This window comes from Klebsiella sp. BIGb0407 (assembly GCF_024807845.1).
Taxonomy (GTDB): Bacteria; Pseudomonadota; Gammaproteobacteria; order Enterobacterales; family Enterobacteriaceae; genus JGM124.
On the sequence record NZ_JANUEQ010000008.1, the window covers coordinates 193,809 to 219,181 of the forward strand.

Sequence of the window (25,373 nt, forward strand, 5' to 3'; positions counted from 1 at the left end):
CCATTGTTAAATAAGGGTTATTGCGATAACTTTTAATTAACATTTGGTTAATATTTTCGGGGGTCAAATTGACTACATCGTTGAAAAAAATAGTGATTGTTGGTGGTGGGGCAGGAGGCCTCGAGTTAGCAACACAATTAGGGAAAAAACTGGGTCGTCGCAATAAAGCAGAAATCACCCTGGTTGACCGTAACCACAGCCATCTCTGGAAACCGCTGCTGCATGAAGTGGCAACCGGTTCACTGGATGAAGGTGTCGATGCGATAAGTTATCTGGCTCATGCCCGTAATAATCACTTCCATTTTCAGCTGGGGTCAGTAACCGGTCTTGATCGTGAAACCAAAACGCTGACGATTGATAAGCTATGCGATGACAAAGGTGAGCTACTGGTTGGCGAGCGTCAGATCTCTTACGATACGCTGGTTATGGCACTGGGCAGTACCTCGAACGACTTTAATACCCCTGGCGTTAAAGATAACTGCATCTTCCTCGATAACCCGCATCAGGCGCGTCGATTCCACACTGAGATGCTGAATTTGTTCCTGAAATACTCCGCACAGAGTGATGCTAACGAAACGGTTAACATTGCTATTGTTGGTGGTGGAGCAACGGGTGTTGAATTATCAGCGGAACTGCATAATGCGGTGAAGCAGCTGCACAGCTACGGTTACAAAGGCCTGACCCGTGATGCGTTAAATGTGACTCTGGTGGAAGCAGGAGAGCGTATTCTGCCTGCATTACCGCCACGTATTTCAGCGGCAGCGCACAGTGAGTTAACTAAACTCGGCGTTAAAGTGATGACGCAAACTATGGTTACCAGTGCTCAGGCGGATGGTTTAAACACCAAAGACGGGCAGTTTATTAACGCCGATCTGATGGTATGGGCCGCTGGGATCAAAGCACCTGATTTTATGAAAGACCTGGCCGGGCTGGAAACTAACCGTATCAACCAGTTAGTGGTTGAGCCAACGCTCCAGACCACGCGTGACCCGAATATCTATGCGATTGGTGACTGTGCCTCTTGTGCCCGTCCGGAAGGTGGATTTGTGCCACCGAGAGCCCAGGCGGCACACCAGATGGCGTCCCGTGCGTTAAGCAATATTATTGCCGAAATCAAAGGCCAGCCGCTGAAACCTTACGTGTATAAAGATCATGGCTCTCTGGTATCGCTGTCGCGTTTCTCAACCGTGGGTAGCCTGATGGGTAACCTGATGCGTGGGTCAATGATGGTGGAAGGGCGCATTGCGCGTATGGTTTATATCTCGCTGTACCGTATGCATCAGATTGCGCTGCATGGTTATCTGAAAACCGGGCTGATGATGGTGGTGGGCAGTATCAACCGCGTTATTCGTCCGCGACTTAAACTGCACTAATCTCTGACCATTCAATAAATTGCCCGGCTATTGCCGGGCAAACTGTTTTAGAACAGTACCGAGTAGTTTACCCCGAAAGTACGACCCCGACCTTTGTAGTCATACAGGGAGGCCGGACCATATCCCGGGCTGTAGTGCAGCGGCGCGCGCTGACCCCAGACCGTGGAATAATCGCGGTCTAACAGGTTCTCAACGCTGAAGCTCAGTTTACCCACTGGCAGCTGATAACTTCCCAGTAAGTCAAAGGTGCTATACCCGCTAATATTCTGCCCGCTCGCATCGTTTAAACCAAACGAAGTGGTACTTTGCAGACGCAGGATCCACACATCCGGAGCCCAGCTAACATAGGCTGTCGCTTTTGACGGACTGGCCGTTTTCACATCGGCTTTTTTCCACTGACCACTGGCTTTCGCTTGTGTTTTCAGCAGGTTTACATTGGCACCGGTACTCCAGTCAGTGTCGGCAATAAAGTAGTCAACCGCGCCTTCAACGCCATAGACGCGACGTTTATCATCAACCACGCTAATAGTGAGATCCTTATTAGAGATGATATTTTTATCAGACAGAGAGTAGTAACCTGCAACCTGGGTACGCAGACTATCACCGGTATAGCGCCAGCCCAGCTCATAGGAATCAACCTTAATACCTTGCAGCTTGCTGTCACTGACATTGACACTGTTTGTCAGCGGTAAGTGACCATTAATCGCCGCACCATAAGTACCACGCCCGTAGTATTTACCCGGGTCGGGTAATTCAACCCCTTGAGAGAAGTTCAGCCAGGTTTGCTGACGCTCTGTCAGGTGCATCAACACACCGGCGTTAAACAGCAGGTTGTCATAATCCGTTGAGCCACCCGGAATGGCATCAGCGGAAGTTACCCTGCCAGTAGCAATCGCTTGTTGTTCGTTATAAGCAATAAAATCGTCAACCTTATTCTCGGTATACTGATAACGCAGGCCACCACTGAAGGTAAAGGTGTCGTTAAAGTCATAGTCTGACTGTAAGAAGCCAGCCAGGTTGGTAATATCGTAGCCTGGGTAGCGGCCAGTTTTATAAATTTGCTGGTTATTCAAACCGCCAGAAGCATTGGCTTTATCCAAATCAAAGAACATTTGGTTAGAGGTAAAGCGCTCATGGTCGGCATCAACCCCGTAAGTGAGCTGTAAGTTATCCAGTAACTGGCTATTTAAGGTCAGCTTAGCGCCATACTGGGCGGTATCTTGCTGTGACGAAGAGAATGACGTGACTTGTTTACTGCCATTCAAAGAGGGGAAGGGATAGAAAGTCTGAGACTCGTCGCGATAATAAATCTGGCTGACCAGTTCCTGGCCGAGGAACTGGTTATGAGAGTATTGCAAACTTACCAGGTGACGCTCAGTTCCCGGGATACGATCAGAGTTCAGTCCCTTGCTGACATAAGGTTTAGTCATGCCAGACATGGCTGAGAAATCTTTGCCGAGATAGAGACCATAATCATCGTCTCCCTTGCTCTTATAATACTGGGTTAACACCTGTAGCTGCTGGTGTTCATCAATATGTAAAGTACCGGCTCCCATCACATCAAGTCGGTCTGAGTGTTGTAGCCCGGTCTGGGTATTATCCATTAATACCTGTTTGCCGTTGCCGCCATACCAGGCACCAAATTGCTGGTAAGCAACGGACATTCTTCCGGATATCTTCTCGTTACCCCCTGAGATGGCCGCAGCCACGCGATCATCATGATCTTTACCGCTTTTAAAACCTGTTTTCAGGCCGGTTTCAAACTCAAGCTGGTTTTCTGCCTGGCCTTTTTTGGTGACGATATTAATCAAACCGCCAGTACTGCCGCCGCCGTAGAGCGAGGTGGCCCCCGAGATAACTTCAATATAATTGATATTAAAAGCGTCGATAGAATCTAACTGGCGGCCATCGGTACGCGAAGAGTTCAGGCGTACACCATCAATCAAAATAACCACTGGACGGCCACGCAGATTCATACTGGTGTTAGTTCGGCTCTGACTACTGACGTCCAGACCCGGGATCAGTTGTGCCAGGGCATCTTTAAACTCTTTTCCGCCCTCGATTTGCTGTTGCAGTTCAGCATTTTCAATGACCCAGGTGGTCTGTGCCATTTCTGCCACCGTACGGTTATTACGGTTTGCAGAAACAACCATATCCTCTTCATTGGTTTGCTGCGCGATACCAGGCGCAGCCATGGCGAGAAGCAGGGGACTGAGCACCCACTTAGTTTTTTTGTTACTCGTCATTATTTTTCCTTCGGAGAGACTGAACAATTTGTCAGCAGCAAAACGCAAAATTCATCAATTCAAGGTGCTACATCAATCGCAACGGCACAAAGCATTACATTTTGTAGCTTCGTATCACAAAAAATTCACAATTTGTGATAATGTGAATCTTGACGATAATCTTTATCATTATCAATAATGTTTGTTAAAATAATTAAGAATAGTTAATAAAAAAGCCATATCGTCTGATGACACTGACAAAGTGTGGTGGTTTCTTTTCAGGGTAATGCTGGCTTTTCTGACTGATAGTCAGCGCTATTCTGCTGTTAGCTGGTAAGCGCTAGTGTGGTAATGAATAATTATTTTGGTTTAAAAACAAAGGGTAAGAAAAGTTATGGCAGGAGTTCAGGGCTATCGCCTGTTTAATGTCCAACTGGCACGTAAGTCAGCAGTTTCCCCTTCACTGTTAAGCCTGGTGTTCACCGGGTCTGACGTCAGTTACATGAAATGTGACTCGCCCGATCAGCGGATCAAGCTGCTGTTACCTTCACTGGACGGAACACCCTCAGCGCTGTCAAATGATGACCAGTGGTACGATATATTGCAGTCGATGGACAAAGAGAAGCGTCCGATCCTGCGCACCTATACCTTGCGTCATGTGGACCGTGAAAAAGAAGAGTTTACCGTGGAGTTTGTCAGCCATGGAACTGAAGGGCCTGCTTCGACTTTTGCAATTAATGCCGAGCCCGGTGCAACCTTACAGATTGTGGCGCCGAATGCTGAATATGCGCAAGACAGCGGGGGTTATGAGTGGACACCTCCTGCTGGTTTACGTCATGGTCTGATTATTGCCGATGAAACGGCTCTGCCTGCGGCTCGTGGTATTCTGGAACTGCTGGCAAAACTGCCGGAGCCTCCGCAGATCCAGGCTTTCTTTGAAGTACCAGAGGTAGCTGATTGTGTTGATTTAAGTGCCTTTAACTTTGCGCAAATAAACTGGTTACCGCGTGCTTCTGTCAATGCCAGTTATGGTGAGTGCCTGGTGAAGGCGGTGAAGGAGCAGGTCTGGCTTCCGGAAGGTTTCCGGCATAATGTTATTCAGGAAGAAGCTGAAGGTGAACTGCTTTGGGATAAAGCCACCTCAGATAATCGTGACTTTTATGGCTGGGTGGCAGCAGAGTCGACTGCGGTAAAATTACTGCGTCGTTATCTTATTGGTGAGCGCGGGGTTAACCAGGAGGCCGTCAACTTTATGGCTTACTGGGCGAAAGCACGTAGCCGGAACTGATTGCGAATAACGCCAAACCTGGCAAATTCATTGCCAGGTTTCTGACGGCCCAGCACTCATGCTGTTTTAATCAGCCCGGGCAATAAGCTGATTGTGGTTGCCACCAGACTTAATAACTCTTCACAGCTTGCGCCATCTCGAGCTGAAACTGACATACCGCGAATAATACAGCTTAAGTATTTTGCTATATGGTCAACATCACAGTGTTCTGGTAGCTCACCCCGCTGCTGACGCTCACGTAAAAAGCGTGCCAGTGACTCATCCTGCAGGGCATGCCGTGCTTTGATGGTGTCAGCGATATCCTGTGAAGAGGCTCCAAGCCCTGAAGAGGTAGAGACAATAAAACATCCGGATGGCGTTCCTGCGGCAGTAAAACATTTGGCTATTGCTGTCAGAAATACGCCCAGAACTTCAGACACAGAACCTGTTTCACCAAATAAACAGGTCTCATACTGGTCGGTAAAGCGGGACTTATAGTGCTCGAGTACGGCACGAAAGAGTCCTTCTTTATTGGTAAACTCAGCATAAAGCGTCGGAGCTTTCGCGCCTGTTGCTGTAACCAGGTCTGACAGCGATGTTCCTTCATATCCATGCTGCCAGAAGAGGGTCATGGCTTTATCCAGCGCATCTTCGCGGTCAAACACCTTAGGCCGGCCACGGCTTTTTTTATTACAACTGATAGTGGTTACCATCCTGCCGCTCCCCCCTGTCAAAATTATTAATGAACAATCATTATAAAAATAATAGACCCGAGTATCCAGTGGCTTTTTATGCAAGATAAGAATGAGTTATGACGGAAAAATAGCACAGATGAACAAATTGATTAACGATCGATAATAAAATATTGACATGTGATCCGGATCACTATTAGTATTATCCTATCAATCGTTAATTAAATCGATTAAAGACCACTTCTCTTCTATTGAAAGGCATTGTCATGAACAAATTAACAGCACTTATTGCGGCCACACTGCTGGCTTCATTCTCTTTTGCAAGTGTTGCCGCGGTACAGGTTTCTCAAGTACCACAGAATCAACAACCCATTGGTATTATCGGGGCTACAACGTTGAGCGATCTCGGTTCTTTAGAAGAGAAACTGGGTGAGAAGGCCGATAGACTGGGTGGAACCTCATACCGGGTTACTTCAGCCGTTGGCAACCATATTCTACACGGCACTGCGGTTGTTTATCAGTAAGTATTCGTTTTCATTATTACCCTCCTCTTTGTAGTTATTTGCTAGATTGTTATCTGCCATGAGCAATTCGCCTCCTGCCCGTCGAATACCGACAGGCAGGAGGTTTTTTTATGTCCTGCGTCAGGGAGTGACTCTAATCACGGGCTCATTTTGCATTTTGAAACCATAACGGCTCAGTGGACTGATTTTAATTTCATTCACATTCTGCCTGGTGGTCACGGATTTGCTTTCTCCGGGGCGCAGATAGAACTGCTCTAAATTATAAATCTCGTTTCCCGGTAGTGCGGTAAAAGTTCGGGAAAGACGAATGACCTGCCTTCCTGTGTTGCTTAACGTTAATTGATTACCTTGCTGTTTGAGTCTTAATGCATCCCAGGGAGACTGGCTGACGTTCATATCTGCCGGAACAATTAACATTGCGACTTCCTGACGAATTGGCATTCTGGTGGTATTTTTTTTGGCCTCACCAACGCTCTGAAAGGCGACTTTCAACAGCACCTCCTGGGCAATAGTAACGCCATTTTTTAAGATAAAGTTAATTTGCTGGCTCTGCAGTGGCTCAATACGGGTAATTGGAGGGGAGACAATCACATTCTGTGACATGCGAATTTCGCTATTAATATCAGCAAGCTCTGTGGCAAGCAGTATCGGTTCTTTACCCAGATTTCTGACGCTAAAGACTTTACGTGATTCACCGGCATCTAAAATAACCGTCATGGTTTCCAGCTGGAAACTGGCGTGTGAGAGTTGGCTTATTATAATAAGGCTACCTGCAAAAATGTTTATGATGATGTTATACATAAATATTCATTCTCTTTAAGGTGTAATAATTTATACCGGCCTTATGTTAAGGCGATAAGGTAGGTTTATTGACAAAGAGCATCGACTTCGTCATAAAGCAGATTCGGGTCGAAATTTATTGGTGCTGAGTAATTCACCTGACACTCCACTTGATTTGCCATACGTAAACGGATAGAGCGACCTATTTGCTCATTGCTTAGAAGCACATTGCCATTTCCCATGACTACCCCTATTAACTGGCCGTTATTGTCGATAACACTACTTCCCTGGCGGGCTGGAGTACCGTCGCTGAGGGTGATATTCAATAACAACTGGCTCATCACTATTGCCGGAATATCTCGAGAGATAACCGTGCCGCGTGCGACCGTTACATCAAAGGATGTGGTATCTAAACGTACATTGAGCGGTAAATTTCGGGTATTCAATTGCACCGTTGTTTTACGGTTGGTGGGGAGCGTCGGTATTACTGCGATACCCAAATGATTGGTGAGGGAAGTTCCACCTCCCATGGTATTAACCTGTACTCCGTATTGCCCGGGGATACGTAAAACACCAAATGAGTCACCTAATGCAACAGGGGATGTGGCGAATAATCCATCAGCATAAGCCAAAGCACCGGAGGAAGAAAACATCAGTGAATGGGCATTATCATCACTCCATGAACCACTGCCTGCGAGCTGGCTGTAGGGCGTAGTGGCATTAATACTACCATTCACTCTCTGGGTATCATGGCTGTGGGAAGCACCCAGAGTGTAGCCCAACAAATTATTTGGCCGATGATTAAAGGTCGTTGTCAGAGATGTGTCATTCTGATACTGCTGGACTCGGGTACTCAGAGAGGCATTACGTCCGAATGGAATCGTGAGGTTTACAAACAGGCGATGATCGCGGTTATTGCCTCCCTGATAACTCGTATTCAGAGAGGCCGTCTGAATTTTTTTACCATAGCTAACGGTATGTAAAACACTGCCTGACTTATTCCCATAATAATGGGTGTATCCCAATGTATAACTTATGCGTCCCCAGTCAGCATCGCCCCAGTTGACAGAGGCAGAATGAGTCATTTTTGTTTCACTGTCACGCCACCATATAAAGGGGTTCTCATCATCGCCAATAGGGGTGGGATTATTTTTGCGCAGCGTTTCATCTAGTGTTGGGTAATGACGGCTTCGATATAAGCTTGATACGCCAAATGAGGCCGGGCCTAACGGGGTACTTATACTGGCATCCCACTGTTGTCCCTGGTTATCTGAATTATGCGCATACTGACCACCTAAACTACTGCCAACCTGTATTTCCTCTCCCCATTGGCGATCCAGTCTGCCTGCAAGGGATTGATAACGTTCCGTGAATTGAAAGCCTGCCAGATGATCCGTTTGCTGAAAGCGGAGACTGCCTTCAATATTGAAAACCAGAGGGGTTTCGACATCATCATTTCCAGAACGTTTACGATATTGCCCGATGGCGAGTTGATAGAGTGGTTCACTCATGGCCTCATAATCAGGTCGATTTGAGGCAGTCATGCTAAATTGCTGGCGTTGTCCATCTTCCTGCATAACGCTAACTTGCAAGATCTGGCCGTTGACGACGTTGTTGATGCGGTCTAGCTGAAAGGGACCTGCAGGTACTAATGTACGGTATAATAAACGCCCATTCTGCATCACTTCCACGGTTGCAGCGGTTTGAGCGACCCCGGTTATTGGTACAACTAACAGTGGCGCATTTTGCAAAGCAGAATCAGAATACAATTGCACGCCATTCAGAGGTGTACCACCAAAGAGACTCCCTTGAGAGTTGATTTGGCCTAATTGTAATTGTGCGCGTAACGATGAAATGCTACGGCCTAAGGTTGTTTCATTAAACTGATATTGTGAGCTGTTGTTCCCAGCTGAAAAACTACTATTATTGCGTAATATCCAGTTTTGCCAGTTCCCGCCCGATTCAAACTGTCCCTGGTAAAAATGTTGTGTCCCGGAGCCTGTCATTTGCATACCATAAATACGGTAATTACTCAGTAAGGCAAAACCGCCATAGGTTAATTCATCGCCGCGTAATTGTGGGTCAAATGCACTCTCTGCCAGCAAAATGTCAAAGGTGGCATTAGCAGGATGCGCTGTAACTTGTGATCCGGGATATAATTGAGTCAGGCTTGGGCAGCTTGCGGTGCTGGATACTGTGCGTAATTTCAATATTTGCTGTAATGCGGGCGTCATGCAAAGCTGACCTTTTTCTCCTACGGTAATATTTGCCGAATAACGTCCATTGCTATTAATAATTAGTGTGACTTCATATTGACCCGGTAAATATTGACTTCCATATTTAAAAAAATCTGCTACTTCGGCACCATATCCCAGAGATTTTAGGGCACTGATATCAAAATTAACCACGGATGCGGGTGGAATTATCTCATTATTATTCTGTGCATAGGCTAGAGAAATTCCGCTGATTATTATTCCATAGTACCACCGAAATTTTCTTATTATTGATTTCATCGCAGTATCTCGAATCAGAGAAAAGAAATTTAAATTAACCTTAATGGTTAAATGGGAAGGCTAAAATTAATTCGCCATTTAATTCGCCACCATTTACTAGTGCGCCCTGGGTTTCTTGTAAACTATTAAGTGTGGGGGCTATGGTGAGTTGTACAGAATATTGTTGACCTTTTGCAGGCAGGTGCCCGTCACGGGTCCAGCCTTGAAAAGCCCCTGATTTGAGCATTATGCTTGACTGTGGAATACCGACCTGAGTTTGACTATTAGTCTGATAGAGCTGCACAGGAAAACCATCGACCCTGGCATCATTAAGGGTAACTTGATAATAGCCCAATCGTCCTTGCCCATTAACTGATCCTAATCCAAAGCGTGTTGGGTCAGCACTTGAAAGGCTGTCAGATCTCTGGTCACTATCAATTGTCAGAAACAGGGCGGTTACCGGAGCAGAACAGACTACTTGCCAGGTTTGTGAAAGCGATGGCAGAGAGGCTGATGTTGTGCGCTGAAATAAGCTGGCAGATAATTGGGGATAGCTATATTCAATTTCAGATGCTGTTCCTGTGCATGAGACAACAGCAGGAGCGTCGATAAAGATATCCTCGGATATTAAACCGGAAACGGGAATGCTGGCGATAGCATTTGCCGAAAACAAAAAAACACTGATAAACCCGTAGGGCTTAACGCGTAATCTGTATTTTAATACAGGTGAAATATTATCTGGTATTGTCATTTTTTGCTTGTCAGCATCTCCTTTTGCCTGACTGTATTTTATTCTGTCTGAAATGTTGATTTGATGATTAATATAAAAACCTCTCCACATTAGGTAAGTTTGTTATGCATTTTAAATAAAAAACAGATCCTGAATAGTATAAATCTAAATGCCGAATACGAATGTCAGTACAGCCAGACCATCGAGTTCTGCATCTCCGGCATTATTTTTCATCACACTGTTAATGGTGGGCGTGATGGTAAAATCAGCGGCAAAAACCTGGCCCGCAGCCATCTGCGTAGCACTCACCGCCCAACTATGCCTCGTGCCTTTATTAAGTAAAAAAGAATTAGAATAACTGCCACTTCTGAGGATCCCAGCTTCCGTTGCACTGGCATCTGGATTTGTTTTCACCGTGGGATTGTTCATCCTCACCGTGTAGTAGCCAATTTTAGTATTCGTATTGTAGATGCCTAATCCATACAGGCTATCGCCTGTATTAAGCTCAGTTCCCGCTCGTTCATCGACGGTGCTAAGTGACAGGTAGGTAGCTGCATTACAGACAACTTCGATTGTCCGTACTTGCGGAGACAAGCGTAAGTCACCGCTTAACGGGAAAATATCGGGTGAAATATTAAAGCGATATGTATAGGTTTCTTCTGTCAGGCCATTAAGTGTACAGGAAGGAGGAATAATTGATCCACTGACCCTTAGACTGGCAACAGGCGGAGCTGATAACACCGTTTCTGATAAAGTTATTAATATCAGGGCTAAGAGATATTTGTTAAACATCAGTTATTCCTTCAATAAAGAGGTTGTCAATAAATTTAGCCTGAGAGAATATCTCCTGAGCTATTGAGTCTAGATACCGAATGCGAACGTTAGTATCGCCAGACCATCCAGCTCTGCATCACCCGCGCTGTTTTTCATCACGTTGTTAATAACGGGGTTAACGGTGAAATCAGCCGAAAAAATTTGGCCTGATGCTAACCGATCTTTATTCATTGCCCAGGAGATTACATTGGTTTTACTCACAGCAGCAGCATCCGCATAGGTACTGCCGTAGCGAATACCGACTTTCTCTGGACTGGCGTCATTACTGGCTTTTACTGTGGCATTGTCGATTCTTACCGTATAGTAACCAATTTTGGTATCCGTATTGTAGAGACCTAATCCATAAGCATTTTGCCCTGTTACCCATTCTGTACCAGCGCGCACATCGGTTGCGGTAAGTGTCAAATAGGTGGTTGCATCACAGACTATTTCAATATTCTGTGTCTGCGGACTTAAGATTAAGTTACCGCTTGGCGGAAAGATTCCGGGTGAAATATCAAAGACGAAGGTATAGGTATTTTCAGTCAGGCCATTAAGGGTGCAGCTTGGGGGCGTAATTGATCCGTTGATCCTGAGGCTGGCAACAGGCGGTGCTGATAGCACGGTTCCTGACAAAGCCATTAATACTAGGCCTAAGAGATATCGGTTAAACATCATTTACTCCTTAAACAAACGAATAATTAATAGAGATGCTTTTAAATGCCAAATTTAAAGATGACAACGGCTTCGCTAATGAAATCTAATCCGTCAGAAATATCAATTTCTTTGTCTGCTAATTCTTGTTGCGAGATCATGAATATTGGGAAAGAAGATACGCCTGAGGTAGTGAGAAATGTCAGGGAAAATAACTTCCCAAGGCTAAGGTCTAACTCATTGAGTGCCACCTTGAACTGCTGAGTATTTGTCCAGCCATTGGTTGTTCCTGCAACTAACAAATTATTTCCCCCACCTGCATTAGCATTTATATCATTGGCCCGACTGATAAATGCACTGCGGTCATCAACTTTAACGTTCCCCCAGTGATAGATAATTCCGCCTACTGATTTGGTCGTATCCCGGGCATCTACTAACCGGAAAATAAGCGGCTGTCTATTTGCAGCAACAATCGGAGGAAAATTTAACGTGGAAGCCGCATAGGTATCTATTGCATTAAACGTCAAGTACGTTAAGGCATCACATTCAACGGTTACCTGATTGCGTCTAATATTAGGAGGGTAGATGTATGGTTCTGATAAAGGTATTAATGAGGGTGAAATAGCGCCTAAATCAAAAATAATATCAGACTCGGCTGCGCCATTTACAGTACAGGTAGGGGGCATAATATTGCCATTTACCTGAATATTAGCTACTGGCGTTGCAGCCCGGGCTGCAACTAACAGGTTAGCTAACAGTAAGAGTACACTCCAGTACCGTTTTTCCATCAAAGAAATCCTTTTCTTTATTTCTTGCCAGCAGAAACCCTATAGCCAGTGAGCTCAAGGATATGTCACCGGGAATCTGGTAAGGCATATCCTGAGCCAGTTAATTTAAATACCAAAAGCAAAGGTCAGTATTGCAAAACCATCCAGCTCAGCATCACCCGTACTGTTTTTCATTACGCTGTTAATGGTGGGAGTGACGGCGAAATCAGCGGCAAAAATTTGACCCGCTGCCAGCTGAGAGGCACTTGTTGCCCAGCCTGAGAGCTGGGTTTTATTCACTAAACCCGTCACCGCATAGGAACTACCAGAGAGAACACCGACATTGGTTGCCGTGGCCTCTGCATTGGCTTTCACCGTCGCATTTTCCATTCTCACGGTATAGAAGCCTACGTTAGTATCGGTATCGTAGGTACCTAATCCGAAGTTATTAACTCCCGTGGTCAGTTCGCTTCCCGCCCGTTCATCTGCTGAAGTAAATGTCAGGTAGGTGGCAGCATCACAGATAACTTCAATATTCTGTGATTGCGGCGTCAGAGTTAAGTTACCGCTTGGTGGAAAAATACCGGGAGAAATATCAAAATCGTAAGTATAGGTCTCTTCTTCCTGCCCGTTGAGGGTACAGGTTGGTGGAGTTATTGATCCTATTACCCTGAGATTGGCAACGGGAGGGGCGGATAATACGGTTCCTGACAAAGCCATTAATGACAGGACTAAGAGGGATTTTTTAAACATACAGAGCTCCTTATAAACATAAACATCTCCTTAAACAACATGTATTTTTTTAGAGCATAACGATCATTATGTCATTCAATTAAAAATGACTTAATGAACCTGCCATCAAAAAATAGAGTGATATAACACTGTTAGATTTTAGCGATTAGGTATCCTTCTGTTCAGTTTTTGAAAATCACATTGTATGGTTTTATATAAATAACGAGAGGAAATGCCACTGGTGATATTAATTTTTCCTGTTTAATGGAAATATTAACTATGCTTTAAAGTGATACTTGATGTTCCTGATGAAAATAAAACTTTGTTTTGGTCGTAGTCAGCAAGCCAATAGTGAATCATTTGTCTAAGGAAATTTTTTCGGAAACAAAATAGATTGCTTGGGTTGTTATTTTATTATATGGCGGATTAAGTTTGACTCATCATATGACAATTTTTTCATCCGCGACAGTGAGGGTTTAAATAACCTTTATTTTTTGGTGTCGGAAATGGTAGTAATATTTTATTAAGTAAATCAATATAATGAAAATTACAAAAAACAGGACGGTTATTTAAAACAAGAAAATTACGGAGGATAAATCTTTAAATGGAAGTAAAAAAACAATAACCATCTGAATTTTTTGCTGTGAATAGTTAAATATATTTAATGGATGAGGGCTATCCTGATATCAAGATTTATAAAGCCTGAGTCTATGATTGATAAAACTCAGACTTGAAGTTTCTATCAGGTGAGTACTGATGATAGTACTCACCGACAGGCTGGATCAGATATTTTCCACTACGGGAGTATGAGTTTTAACATCAACGGGCATACCTGAACGATGCTCTATAACTTGTTCCATTACTCCATTATCAGTTTGCTGAGCATCACGAAATTGCGTCGTTCTGGCATTTAACTGAATAGGTAGCAGCTTTGGATCATCGTTAATTGATTCTGACAGCGGCTGGTGAACCTCAACCAGGCGATGACCGTTTGGTTCAACCGAAGTTTTAATGGGTTCGTTAATAATCCGTACTGGCGTACCGACAGGGACGTTGTCAAATAGCTCTTTAATATCGCCATCACGCAGACGAATACAACCCGAGCTAACACGCATACCAATCCCGAAATCGGCATTGGTGCCATGAATCAGATAAACGCCACCATAGGCTGCCAGACGAATAGCATGATGCCCCATGGGGTTATCATTACCCGCAGGAACCACGGCAGGAAGTTTTATTCCCTGGGCAAGATAACGTGCGCGGATATTCGCGGTCGGAGTCCAGGTTGGATTAGCGCGTTTATCAGAAATTTTCGTGACCATTGTTGGCGTCAGAGTATCTCCACCTAGCTGGCCAATACCGATAGGATAAACGGTGACTTTATTTTGCCCGGCAGGGAAGTAATATAATCGCAGTTCTGCCAGATTAAGCACGATACCTTCACGCGGGACATCAGGCAGCAACATTTCGGTTGGAATAGTCAGAACGTTTCCTGCACGCGGGACATAAGGGTCAACGCCTGGATTAGCTTGTAATAACGCAAGAAAACCAACGTTATACTTTTTAGCAATCGCTTCCAGTGAACCACCATCATCTTCAACCACATGATACTGGTTTTTTCCAATCAACTTACTGTTTGCTGCAGGAAGAGGATAGTCCTGAGCAAAGGCCGGCGCAATTATGCTGGTGGTACCGATAAATACAGCAAGCGCGGCAAGCTTCCTGGTGTAAGGGAGAAATCGTGATAAAGACATAGTGGCTACCCTGATTTACCTGTCATCGTTCAAATTGTCTGGAAGTAACTCGAATGATTCTGGGTATTATAGTAAACGCTAAAACGTTGATTATCAGCGATGCTGGAGTTTTAAAAACCAGGTAAAATGAAAAGAATATGTAAAGATTGACGTTTTGCCCCGTAATCGAGTGGTTACGGGGCGGTAAACTAGGCTATGGCGTGTTCTTCCAGGTCGCGCATAAAGTTACGCACCCAGTCTATACGGGTTTTACGGTCGGCTAAATCCTGAGTAAATTTCAGGCGAGTCGGGCCATCGAGACGATAATGTTGTGGCTGTTTTTGTAACAAACCGATCAACCATACCGGATCAACATGGTTCTTCTCGGCAAATTCAATCATGCCGCCTTTTTCGTGTGCTTCAATTTTACGAATGCCCAGTTTTTGGGCTAACTGCCGCAAGGCGGCAATATCCAGCAGGTGACGTGCCGCGTCAGGTAGCAAACCAAAACGGTCAATTAGCTCGACTTTTAGCTCATCCAACTCATGCGTCTGTCGGGCGCTGGCAATGCGTTTATAGAATGAAAGACGGGTATTCACATCCGGAATAAAATCATCAGGTAATAGCGCAGGCATCCGTAACTCAACATCAGTCTGACTATTGGTCAAATCTTCCAGTGAAGGTTCCCGGCCTTCTTTCAGAGCATCGACGGCGTTTTCCAGCAGTTCCATATATAAAGAGAAACCAATGGTTTCCATTTGTCCGCTTTGGTCGTCACCTAAGAGCTCACCCGCCCCACGAATTTCCAGGTCATGGGTGGCAAGGGCAAAACCTGCGCCTAAATCCTCCAGCGAGGCAATAGCTTCAAGTCGTTTTTGGGCATCGGTCGTCATGGCTTTTGGATGAGGAGTCAAGAGCCAGGCATAGGCCTGATGGTGTGAACGGCCAACCCGGCCCCGAAGCTGGTGGAGCTGTGCCAGGCCGAAATGATCGGCGCGGTCAATAATAATGGTATTGGCGGTCGGAATATCGATCCCGGTTTCGATAATCGTGGTACAGACCAGAACATTAAAGCGTTGATGATGGAAATCATTCATCACCCGCTCCAGCTCACGTTCACGCATTTGACCATGGCCAATGGCAACACGGGCTTCCGGCACCAGCTCAGCTAACTTGGTGGCCATCTTCTGAATGTTTTCAACATCATTAAACAGATAGTAAACCTGCCCTCCACGCAGTACTTCACGTAAAATAGCTTCACGGACCATCAAGCTATCATGTTCACGGACAAAGGTTTTGACTGCCAGACGACGAGCGGGTGGGGTAGCGATAATAGATAAATCACGCATTCCACTCATGGCCATATTGAGAGTGCGCGGAATAGGGGTTGCGGTCAGGGTCAGAATATCGACATCAGCCCGCATCGCTTTAATCCGTTCTTTGTGACGAACACCAAAGCGGTGCTCTTCATCGACAATCAACAGGCCGAGATCGTGCCAGTGCACATCGCTTTGCAGTAGCTTATGGGTGCCGATAAGAATATCGATTTTACCTTCACGGGCTTGTTCAAGAATTTGTGTTTGTTCTTTCGCACTACGGAAACGTGAAAGCATCTCAATACGTACCGGCCAGTTAGCAAAACGGTCTCGGAAGTTATCGAAGTGCTGTTGCGCCAGCAATGTTGTCGGCACCAGGACGGCAACTTGTTTAAAGTTTTCAACGGCTAAAAACGCCGCGCGCATTGCCACTTCTGTTTTACCGAAACCAACATCACCACAGACCAGACGATCCATCGCCAGAGGGCGACACATATCACTGAGTACGGCATTAATCGCTTGTGCCTGATCGGGTGTGGTTTCAAATGGGAAACCATCGCAAAATAGCTGATACTGTTCTTTATCATGCTTAAACGCAAAGCCGGTTTTAGCCGCACGCATGGCGTAGATATCGAGTAACTCAGCGGCAACGTCGCGTACTTTTTCGGCCGCTTTTTGTCGGGCGCGAGTCCAGGCATCACTCCCGAGTTTATGCAGAGGTGCATTATCATCGGCTCCACCGGCATAACGGCTGATAAGGTGTAGAGAAGATACCGGGACATAAAGCTTAGCGTCACCCGCATAGGCCAGCATCAGATACTCGGCAGTGATACCCCCCGCCTCAAGCGTTGTCAGGCCGATATAACGACCGACTCCGTGCTCAAGGTGTACAACTGGCTGGCCTGGATGCAGTTCTGCCAGGTTACGGATTAAGGTATCCGGATTAATAGTTCGGCGACTATCCTGGCGGCGGCGACTGACGCGCTCACCTAACAAGTCGCTTTCACATATCAGAACTCGCTGACGCAGGGTGTCAATAAAACCATGCTCGCTGGCACCAATGATCAAATAACAGCCTGGCGCTTCGGCTTCATTGAGACGATAAATGCGTTTAGGGGCGACTTTAATACGGCCTAATAATTCCCCTAGTGCTTCGCGCCGACCTTCACTTTCTACCGAGAAAATGACCGGCCCGATAGCACTTTCCAGAAACTTACGCAGATTATCCAGCGGTGCTTTATTCTGGGCCTGTACCGCCAGCTCAGGCAGTGGCTGGTAACCCAGGTTGACGTTGGATGCTTTTGCTGGCAGCTCAGTCGTTTTAAGCTGCACGCGCGGCCAGGCTTTTAATTCACCGAGCAGGGCATCCGGGCGTAACCAGAGTATTTGTGGTTCCAGCAAGGGACGCATCGGGTCGACGCGACGATTTTCAAAACGCGCCTCGGCATCTTGCCAGAAACGTTCAGCGCTGCTTTCTAAATCACCGGTATTGACCAGTAAGGTATTGGCTGGCAGATAACTGAATAGCGTGACTAATGGCTCGCTGAAAAACAGCGGCTGCCAGTATTCGATTCCCGCGGGCAGGGTGCCTTTGCTTACCTGCTGATAGATATGTTCAGGTTCACGCTTAACATCAAACTTATCGCGCCACTGGCTGCGGAACAGTTCAATGGCATTTTTATCTGTCGGAAACTCGTGTGCAGGTAGCAGATTAATGGCATCGACTTCATCTAATGTCCGCTGTGAGTCGACATCAAAGACACGCAAACTATCAATTTCATCATCGAAAAAGTCGATACGATAAGGTTGTTCACTCCCCATAGGATAGAGATCTAACAGTGCCCCTCGTGTGGCAAATTCACCGTGTTCCATCACCTGGTCAACACTGCGGTATCCGGCTTGTTCGAGCTGCGAACGCAAGTTATCCCGCGACAGAGGCTGACCCTTTTTCATCACCAGAGCATGACCATGCAGATAGCTATGCGGGCAAACCCGTTGCATCAGGGTATTCACCGGTAAAATGAGTACTCCGCGTTGCATATTTGGCAGCCGATAGAGTGTTGCCAGTCTGGAGGAGATGATTTCCTGGTGCGGCGAAAAACTGTCGTAAGGTAAGGTTTCCCAGTCCGCGAGATTCAGTACCAGCGAGTCAGTAAATTGTGAGATTTCGTCATGCAATCGCAATGCATTTTGCATATCCGGGGTTATCAGTACCACCGGACCATGATGACGTTCAGTGATTTCTGCTACTTCAGTCGCACAGGCAGAACCAACCAGCTCACCGAGTACGCGTTGCTCGGCAGCTTTAACGGGTAAGGAATAACGATAATTTTCAGGCATAAAAAGCGTCACAATCTCGTAAGTTGGGTGCCACGCTGAGGGCTGAGAGCCGAGCGAGGGGTGGTGAGCCAAAGTCGTATTATTATCTCGCATCAATGGGTATTAGCAACCCGCAATGCAGGATCCTTGTTTGTTCTCATTTATCCCCCCTGATTCGGGTCGCAAGTTTATCCTGCCTTTTCTTTTTACATTCACAGTGCATGAATATTTACATCCATTGCGTATGTATATATTCTTTATTCATACGCAATGTATCTAAAAAGAATGGCGCATTGCCAGCATCGGAATATCACTGGGTGAGGGAATAGAAATGATCAACGCTTATCGGGCTCTATTTGCAGCCCCGGGCAGTCTCAGTTTCACTTTTGCAGGCCTGTTAGCACGGTTGCCATTGCCGATGACGGGTATCGGATTGATTACGCTTATCTCACAATTGCAGCAAAGTTATGCCCTTGCAGGAGCGGTGAGTGCTAGTTTTGTCCTGACTTATGCGCTGGTTTCACCTCAGCTTTCTCGCTGGGTAGATACTCATGGTCAGCGCCGAGTGTTGCCTTGGGCTTCACTGATAAGTGTGACAGGTATGATACTGATTCTGATCACCAGTAAACTGCAGTACTATTATGGACTACTGTTTATCGGTGCGATCCTGACCGGTTTTATGCCCAGTATGTCTGCTATGATCCGCGCCCGCTGGGTTGCGCTGTATCGCGACCAGCCTCAGTTACAAACGGCTTATTCCCTCGAAACGGTCTTTGATGAAGTCACTTTTATTATCGGTCCGCCATTAGCGGTGGGGCTGGCAGTATTATTATTTCCACAAGCCGGGATCCTGACTGCTGCAGTATTATTATTACTGGGAGCACTGGCTATGGTCTTACTGAAGGAGACCGAACCTCAGTTAATACCCGCCTCTCACACGGGGCAGGCGGGTAAATCAGTGATACGTCTGGCAGCAGTGCAGCGTTTAACCTTATTAATGATAGCGCTGGGCACTATTGTGGGTACCGTTGATATTGTCAGTGTCGCCTTCGCCCGAGCGATAGAACAACCCGTCGCTGCCAGCCTGGTGTTGTCTGCCTACGCCTGTGGTTCTTGTCTGGCTGGGTTACTTTTTGGCTCAAAGCAGTTCAGCCTTTCTTTACCACAGCAACTATTACTGGGTGGGAGCACAATCGCCTTAACCACCTTGCCATTGCTCTGGGTCGGTTCTCTTTACTCGCTGATGTTTTGGATTTTCTGGGCGGGAGTCACTTTTGCCCCGACGATGATTATTGCCATGTCGCTGGTGGAGCGTGCTGTTCCGGAATACAGCATCACGGAAGGCATGACCTGGCTGTTAGCCGGACTCAATATCGGCGTGGCTCTTGGTGCTGCATTATCGGGGTATTTTATTGACAAAAATGGATTGCAAAGTGGCTTTATCCTCGCCTGTGTGGGGGGCGGCTCTGTGCTGGTGCTCGCTCTTTGGGACTTTCTTAAACCAGAAAGCAGAGGGTAATCGTTCACCCGGGGAGATCAGAGAAAAGGGCTATACGGCGATCCCCCCCTAAACACATCACTCTGATGATTAATTTAAGCGATTGAATTCATTTGACCGGACGGCTGTCGTATACTTGGCTTCTTTGCGTGAGCTACAGCAACCAGACGGATTTTATGTATCAACCTGTCGCGTTATTTATCGGCCTGCGTTATATGCGCGGGCGAGCAGCGGACCGCTTCGGTCGCTTTGTCTCCTGGCTTTCCACCATAGGTATCACACTCGGCGTTATGGCGCTGGTGACGGTACTCTCGGTGATGAATGGCTTTGAGCGAGAACTGCAAAACAACATCTTAGGGCTGATGCCCCAGGCTATGATCACCTCACCCACAGGGTCGATTAATCCCCAGCAACTACCCGCTGACGGCCTTAAATTACAGGGCGTGACGCGGGTTGAACCGCTCACGACCGGTGATGTGGTACTGCAAAGTGCTCATGGCATTGGTGTCGGCGTCATGCTAGGTGTAAAGCCCGACCAGTATGAGCCTCTGACGCCCTTTCTGACGGGCGTACAGCAATCCCAACTGGTTGCTGGCGAGTACAACGTGATACTGGGAGAGCAGTTAGCCAATACCTTAGAGGTGAAGCGGGGCGATACGCTGCGGATAATCGTGCCGTCTGCCAGTCAGTTTACCCCGATGGGCAGACAACCCAGTCAGCGACTGTTTAATGTGATTGGTACCTTTGCCGCGAACAGTGAAGTCGATGGTACCCAGTTGCTGGTCAATCAGCAGGATGCCTCGCGTCTGATGCGTTATCCGGCAGGCAATATTACCGGCTGGCGACTCTGGCTGGATAGCCCGCTTAAAGTCGATGTGCTTAGTCAACAGGCCTTGCCAACTGGGACTGAGTGGAAAGACTGGCGGGAGCGTAAAGGCGAGCTATTCCAGGCTGTGAGAATGGAAAAAAACATGATGGGACTGTTACTGAGCCTCATCATTGCCGTTGCCGCTTTTAATATTATTACCTCGCTGGGATTACTGGTGATGGAAAAACAAGGTGAAGTGGCGATTCTGCAAACCCAGGGACTGACACGTCGACAGATTATGGCGGTGTTTATGGTTCAGGGGGCAAGCGCCGGGGTACTGGGGGCGCTATTTGGTGCGCTACTCGGTGTCTTACTGGCCAGCCAGCTTAATAATTTAATGCCGGTAATTGGTATCCTAATCGATGGCGCCACTTTGCCAGTGGCTATCGAACCTTTACAAGTGGTCACTATTGCGCTGGTCGCGATGGTGATTGCACTACTCTCTACGCTGTACCCTTCCTGGCGAGCCGCCGCCACTCAACCCGCTGAGGCTTTACGTTATGAGTAATTCAATCCTGTTGCAGTGCGACAAGTTGTGCAAACGCTACCAGGAAGGCAGCGTGCAAACGGATGTGCTGCATGATGTCAGCTTTAGCATGAAACCGGGCGAGTTAATGGCGATTGTCGGTAGCTCCGGCTCCGGGAAAAGCACCTTGCTGCATTTACTCGGAGGGCTGGATACGCCTAGCTCTGGCGATGTGGTTTTTAATGGCCAGGCGCTGAGTCAACTCTCTTCATCTGCCAAAGCGGAACTGCGTAATCGTGAGCTGGGCTTTATTTACCAGTTTCACCATTTATTGCCCGACTTTACGGCGCTGGAAAATGTCGCTATGCCGCTGCTGATTGGTAAGAAAAAACCTGCCGAGGCACAGCAACGTGCAATGGAAATGCTGGCGGCTGTGGGACTGGAAAAACGCAGCCATCATCGCCCTTCGGAACTCTCGGGGGGGGAACGTCAGCGCGTGGCGATTGCCCGCTCGCTGGTCAATAATCCTCGCTTAGTACTGGCCGATGAGCCTACCGGTAACCTTGACGCCCGTAATGCCAACAGTATTTTTGAGCTACTGGGTGAGCTCAACGTTCGCCAGGGCACGGCTTTTCTGGTGGTGACGCATGACTTACAGCTGGCCAGGCGCATGTCGCGTCAGCTGGAGATGCGTGATGGCCGGCTTACTCAGGACTTGACCTTAATGGGGGCCGAGTAATGGCATTGCCGTTATCGTTACAGATAGGCTTGCGTTTTAGCCGCGGGCGGCGACGCAGTGGCATGGTATCGCTTATCTCGATTATCTCAACCGTGGGTATTGCGCTGGGGGTGGCAGTATTAATTATTGGCCTCAGTGCCATGAATGGTTTTGAACGCGAGCTGAAAGACCGCATTCTGGCTGTTGTGCCACACGGGGAAATTTCAGCGGTTAATCAGCCTTTTGATGACTGGCAAAATAGCCTCAACCGGATTGAAAAAGTACCGGGTATTCTGGCTGCAGCGCCCTATATCAACTTTACCGGACTAATTGAGAGCGCAAATAATCTGCGTGCGATCCAGATTAAGGGGGTTGAACCAGACCAGGAAGCCCGTATCAGTGCGTTACCGAATTTTGTACAGAATCAGGCCTGGTCTCAGTTTAGTGCGGGCAAGCAGCAAATTATTCTGGGCAAAGGGGTAGCGGATGCGCTGAAAGTTAAGCAGGGCGACTGGGTTTCTTTATCTATTCCGAATAATGATGAAGGCAATCGCCTGCTACAGCCAAAGCGGGTGCGTCTGCAGGTGGCCGGTATTCTGGCACTCAGCGGCCAGCTTGATCATAGCTTTGCCATGGTGCCGCTCAGTGATGCCAGCGAGTATCTGGATATGGGGCACAGTGTCACTGGGATTGCGATTAAAGTCGATGATGTCTTTAATGCCCAGCAGCGGGTGCGTGCAGCCGGTGAAGCCACTAACGCTTATGTCTTTATTAAAAGCTGGATAGGCACCTACGGCTATATGTACCGTGATATTCAGATGATCCGCGCCATTATGTATCTGGCGATGGTGCTGGTGATTGGCGTTGCCTGTTTTAATATTGTCTCGACCCTGATTATGGCGGTGAAAGATAAGAGTGGCGATATTGCGGTCTTGCGTACCCTGGGTGCGAAAGACGGTTTAATTCGCGCTATTTTTATCTGGTATGGCTTACTGGCCGGTTTAGTGGGCAGCATCAGCGGTGTGATTATTGGTGTGCTTGCCTCCTGGCAGCTGACGCCGATAATTAATGTCATTGAAAAGCTGATCGGGCATCAATTTTTATCCGGCGATATCTATTTTATTGATTTTCTGCCATCAGAATTACACGGACAAGATGTATTCTATGTACTGATAACCGCGCTGGTATTAAGTTTACTGGCGAGCTGGTATCCGGCACGACGTGCGAGCAAAATAGATCCGGCCCGCGTATTAAGCGGTCAGTGAATATAATGACTGTAAACAGCAGAGGATAGCCTGGCCATGTATTACGGTTTTGATATTGGCGGCACTAAGATGGCGCTCGGCGTCTATGATGCTGACAGAAAGCTGCAATGGGAAACGCGGGTCGCGACTCCGCACGGCCAGTATTCAGCGTTTTTGCAGGCGATTATCGACCTGGTCGCGCAGGCTGATGCGCGATTTGGCGGCTACGGGAGTGTCGGTATCGGCATTCCAGGGATGCCTGAAATCGATGAGGGCAAGCTGTATGCCACTAATCTTCCGGCTGCCAGTGGCCAGCCGCTGCGTGCAGACTTAAGCCGTCTGTTACAGCGTGACGTGCGTATCGATAACGATGCCAACTGTTTCACCTTATCTGAAGCCTGGGATGATGAGTTCCGTTCCTATCCGGTGGTGATGGGGCTGATTCTCGGCACCGGCGTCGGCGGCGGTATTATCGTTAATGGTCGTCCGGTGACGGGTCGAAATTTTATCACCGGTGAATTTGGCCATACCCGACTTCCGGTGGATGCGCTGGAGATCCTGGGTCGTGATTTACCGCTTATCCCTTGTGGCTGCGGACAAAAAGGCTGTATTGAAAACTACCTTTCTGGCCGGGGTTTTGCCTGGTTATGGCAGCATTTCTACCAGAGCGAACTTGATGCCCGAGAAATTATTGCCCGCTATCGTGCTGGGGATAAACAGGCGCAAAGCCACGTAACGCGTTTTATCGAGCTGCTGGCAGCCTGTTTAGGCAACTTACTTACCGCTATCGATCCTCACCTGGTGGTTATCGGTGGCGGATTATCTAATTTTAGTGAGATGTATGCGCTGGTAACGGCGCGTATATCGCAATATCTATTGCCACTCGCACGCGTTCCCCGAATTGAACCCGCGCGTCATGGTGATGCGGGTGGAATGCGCGGTGCGGCATTTCTCCATCTGTCGGAGTAAATTATGTTGTCTCGTCGTCAACAACGGCTTAGTCGCTTTAGGAAGAAAAAACGGTTGTTACGCCATCGACTGCGTCAAAGCAGTTACTTTGGAGAACAGATTATGCTGGAACAGACAGAACAACCGAGAGTTGTCGTGTTAACGGGGGCGGGGATTTCTGCTGAATCCGGGATCCGAACGTTCAGGGCGGCGGACGGATTATGGGAAGAGTGCCGGGTTGAAGATGTCGCGACACCGGAAGGTTTTCAGCGTGACCCGCAGGCCGTACAGCAATTTTATAATGCCCGTCGTCGGCAACTTCAGCAGCCGGATATTCAGCCAAATGCTGCCCACCTGGCGCTGGCAAAACTGGAATCGGTATTAGGCGATAATTTTCTGCTGGTCACGCAAAATATTGATAATTTGCATGAGCGGGCAGGGAATAAACGCATCATTCATATGCATGGTGAACTGTTAAAAGTGCGCTGCGTAAGAAGTCGTCAGGTCGTGAGCTGGCAGGACGATATTACTCCAGCCGATCGCTGCCACTGTTGTCAGATTTCAGAGGTACTGCGGCCTCATATCGTGTGGTTTGGTGAGATGCCGCTGGGAATGGATGAGATTTATCATGCCATCAGCGAGGCTGACTACTTTATTGCCATTGGCACTTCGGGACATGTCTATCCCGCGGCTGGTTTTGTCCACGAGGCCCGACTGCAAGGGGCGCATACCGTTGAGTTGAACCTTGAACCCAGCCTGGTAGAAAGTGAGTTTGAGGAAAAATACTACGGCCTTGCCAGCAAGGAAGTCCCCGCCTATATCGAAAAATTATTAAACGAAATCGGTTGATATATACTCCCTTAACGTAAAGCGTTAAGGGAGATGTTTTAGACTGTCTCCTGTCGGAACAAATAAAAATGACCATGCTAATTAAGGTGTGTAATTAACTGATAATATTTCTGCGTTTATATGGGAATATATTTCCAGTATTAATGGAACGTCTTATACGTAATGGTTACTGTTATTTTTTTTAAATAAAACCCTGTCTATTTTTGTTACACAATATCATTTCCACTATCCTGTCTGATATTTCTACACTCTGTCTGAGAGACTGAATTTTATCTTAATAATTAAAAAATATAATTCACCAAGAAATAAAATGAGGTTTTATTTAATAAAATTTTGAATCGTTATTGAGACGATTACAGGGAAAT

At 47.1% G+C, this 25,373-nt stretch carries 20 protein-coding genes; 9 read left to right on the forward strand and 11 right to left on the reverse strand.

Going from position 1 to position 25,373, the window contains the following annotated elements:
- The first annotated feature begins 68 nt into the window (after positions 1-68).
- The gene (locus M2387_RS20925; RefSeq protein ID WP_259052310.1) at positions 69-1,373 is read left to right on the forward strand and encodes an NAD(P)/FAD-dependent oxidoreductase; all 1,305 of its coding nucleotides are present in this window, start codon (positions 69-71) and stop codon (positions 1,371-1,373) included.
- 47 nt (positions 1,374-1,420) lie between these two features.
- Here M2387_RS20925 and M2387_RS20930 read toward each other — a convergent pair whose 3' ends face one another.
- The gene (locus M2387_RS20930) at positions 1,421-3,619 is read right to left on the reverse strand and encodes a TonB-dependent siderophore receptor (RefSeq protein ID WP_259052313.1); all 2,199 of its coding nucleotides are present in this window, start codon (positions 3,617-3,619) and stop codon (positions 1,421-1,423) included.
- Positions 3,620-3,992: 373 nt separating this feature from the next.
- Between M2387_RS20930 and M2387_RS20935 the strand changes: the two genes are divergently transcribed.
- A complete protein-coding gene (locus M2387_RS20935; protein ID WP_259052317.1) occupies positions 3,993-4,886 on the forward strand; it encodes a siderophore-interacting protein in 894 nt (297 codons plus the stop codon).
- A 56-nt stretch (positions 4,887-4,942) separates the two neighbouring features.
- On the opposite strand, the gene M2387_RS20940 is transcribed toward M2387_RS20935, so the two are convergent.
- Positions 4,943-5,578, reverse strand: coding sequence for a TetR/AcrR family transcriptional regulator (locus tag M2387_RS20940; RefSeq protein WP_259052319.1), 636 nt, complete (start codon positions 5,576-5,578; stop codon positions 4,943-4,945).
- A gap of 245 nt (positions 5,579-5,823) precedes the next feature.
- On the opposite strand from M2387_RS20940, the gene bhsA reads away from it, so the two are divergent.
- Entirely contained in the window at positions 5,824-6,081 is a 258-nt protein-coding gene (gene bhsA, locus M2387_RS20945) for a multiple stress resistance protein BhsA (RefSeq protein WP_259052323.1), read from the forward strand.
- A 120-nt stretch (positions 6,082-6,201) separates the two neighbouring features.
- Here bhsA and M2387_RS20950 read toward each other — a convergent pair whose 3' ends face one another.
- From M2387_RS20950 to mfd, 9 genes are all read right to left on the reverse strand, one after another.
- Positions 6,202-6,882: a fimbria/pilus chaperone family protein gene (locus M2387_RS20950; RefSeq protein WP_259052326.1), complete on the reverse strand. Its 681-nt coding sequence runs from the start codon at positions 6,880-6,882 to the stop codon at positions 6,202-6,204.
- Between the two features lie 65 nt (positions 6,883-6,947).
- The gene (locus M2387_RS20955) at positions 6,948-9,374 is read right to left on the reverse strand and encodes a fimbria/pilus outer membrane usher protein (protein ID WP_259052330.1); all 2,427 of its coding nucleotides are present in this window, start codon (positions 9,372-9,374) and stop codon (positions 6,948-6,950) included.
- Between the two features lie 40 nt (positions 9,375-9,414).
- Complete coding sequence (locus M2387_RS20960) at positions 9,415-10,194, reverse strand: DUF1120 domain-containing protein (protein ID WP_259052332.1); 780 nt, start codon at positions 10,192-10,194, stop codon at positions 9,415-9,417.
- A 54-nt stretch (positions 10,195-10,248) separates the two neighbouring features.
- A complete protein-coding gene (locus tag M2387_RS20965; protein WP_259052335.1) occupies positions 10,249-10,875 on the reverse strand; it encodes a fimbrial protein in 627 nt (208 codons plus the stop codon).
- A gap of 69 nt (positions 10,876-10,944) precedes the next feature.
- Positions 10,945-11,574 carry a fimbrial protein gene (locus M2387_RS20970; RefSeq protein ID WP_259052336.1) on the reverse strand — a complete coding sequence of 210 codons (630 nt, stop codon included), beginning with the start codon at positions 11,572-11,574 and terminating at the stop codon, positions 10,945-10,947.
- 38 nt (positions 11,575-11,612) lie between these two features.
- Positions 11,613-12,338, reverse strand: coding sequence for a fimbrial protein (locus tag M2387_RS20975; RefSeq protein WP_259052337.1), 726 nt, complete (start codon positions 12,336-12,338; stop codon positions 11,613-11,615).
- A gap of 105 nt (positions 12,339-12,443) precedes the next feature.
- Complete coding sequence (locus M2387_RS20980) at positions 12,444-13,070, reverse strand: fimbrial protein (protein ID WP_259052338.1); 627 nt, start codon at positions 13,068-13,070, stop codon at positions 12,444-12,446.
- A 761-nt stretch (positions 13,071-13,831) separates the two neighbouring features.
- The gene (ldtC, locus tag M2387_RS20985) at positions 13,832-14,803 is read right to left on the reverse strand and encodes a L,D-transpeptidase LdtC (protein WP_259052339.1); all 972 of its coding nucleotides are present in this window, start codon (positions 14,801-14,803) and stop codon (positions 13,832-13,834) included.
- Positions 14,804-14,991: 188 nt separating this feature from the next.
- On the reverse strand, positions 14,992-18,438 hold the full coding sequence (mfd, locus tag M2387_RS20990; RefSeq protein WP_259052340.1) for a transcription-repair coupling factor: 3,447 nt from the start codon (positions 18,436-18,438) through the stop codon (positions 14,992-14,994).
- Positions 18,439-18,748: 310 nt separating this feature from the next.
- Here mfd and M2387_RS20995 point away from each other — a divergent pair, with 310 nt between their 5' ends.
- From M2387_RS20995 to cobB, 6 genes are all read left to right on the forward strand, one after another.
- A complete protein-coding gene (locus tag M2387_RS20995; protein WP_259052341.1) occupies positions 18,749-19,936 on the forward strand; it encodes an MFS transporter in 1,188 nt (395 codons plus the stop codon).
- Positions 19,937-20,091: 155 nt separating this feature from the next.
- The gene (lolC, locus tag M2387_RS21000) at positions 20,092-21,291 is read left to right on the forward strand and encodes a lipoprotein-releasing ABC transporter permease subunit LolC (RefSeq protein ID WP_259052343.1); all 1,200 of its coding nucleotides are present in this window, start codon (positions 20,092-20,094) and stop codon (positions 21,289-21,291) included.
- Positions 21,284-21,988, forward strand: a complete 705-nt coding sequence (gene lolD, locus M2387_RS21005) for a lipoprotein-releasing ABC transporter ATP-binding protein LolD (RefSeq protein ID WP_259052345.1) — start codon at positions 21,284-21,286, stop codon at positions 21,986-21,988. Before lolC ends, lolD begins: the two co-directional genes overlap by 8 nt.
- Entirely contained in the window at positions 21,988-23,232 is a 1,245-nt protein-coding gene (gene lolE, locus M2387_RS21010; protein ID WP_259052346.1) for a lipoprotein-releasing ABC transporter permease subunit LolE, read from the forward strand. The genes lolD and lolE overlap by 1 nt, the downstream gene beginning before the upstream one ends.
- Positions 23,233-23,268: 36 nt before the next feature.
- Complete coding sequence (gene nagK / locus M2387_RS21015) at positions 23,269-24,180, forward strand: N-acetylglucosamine kinase (protein WP_259052348.1); 912 nt, start codon at positions 23,269-23,271, stop codon at positions 24,178-24,180.
- Positions 24,181-24,183: 3 nt separating this feature from the next.
- Positions 24,184-25,008, forward strand: a complete 825-nt coding sequence (gene cobB, locus M2387_RS21020) for a Sir2 family NAD+-dependent deacetylase (RefSeq protein WP_259052350.1) — start codon at positions 24,184-24,186, stop codon at positions 25,006-25,008.
- The last annotated feature ends 365 nt before the right edge of the window (positions 25,009-25,373 follow it).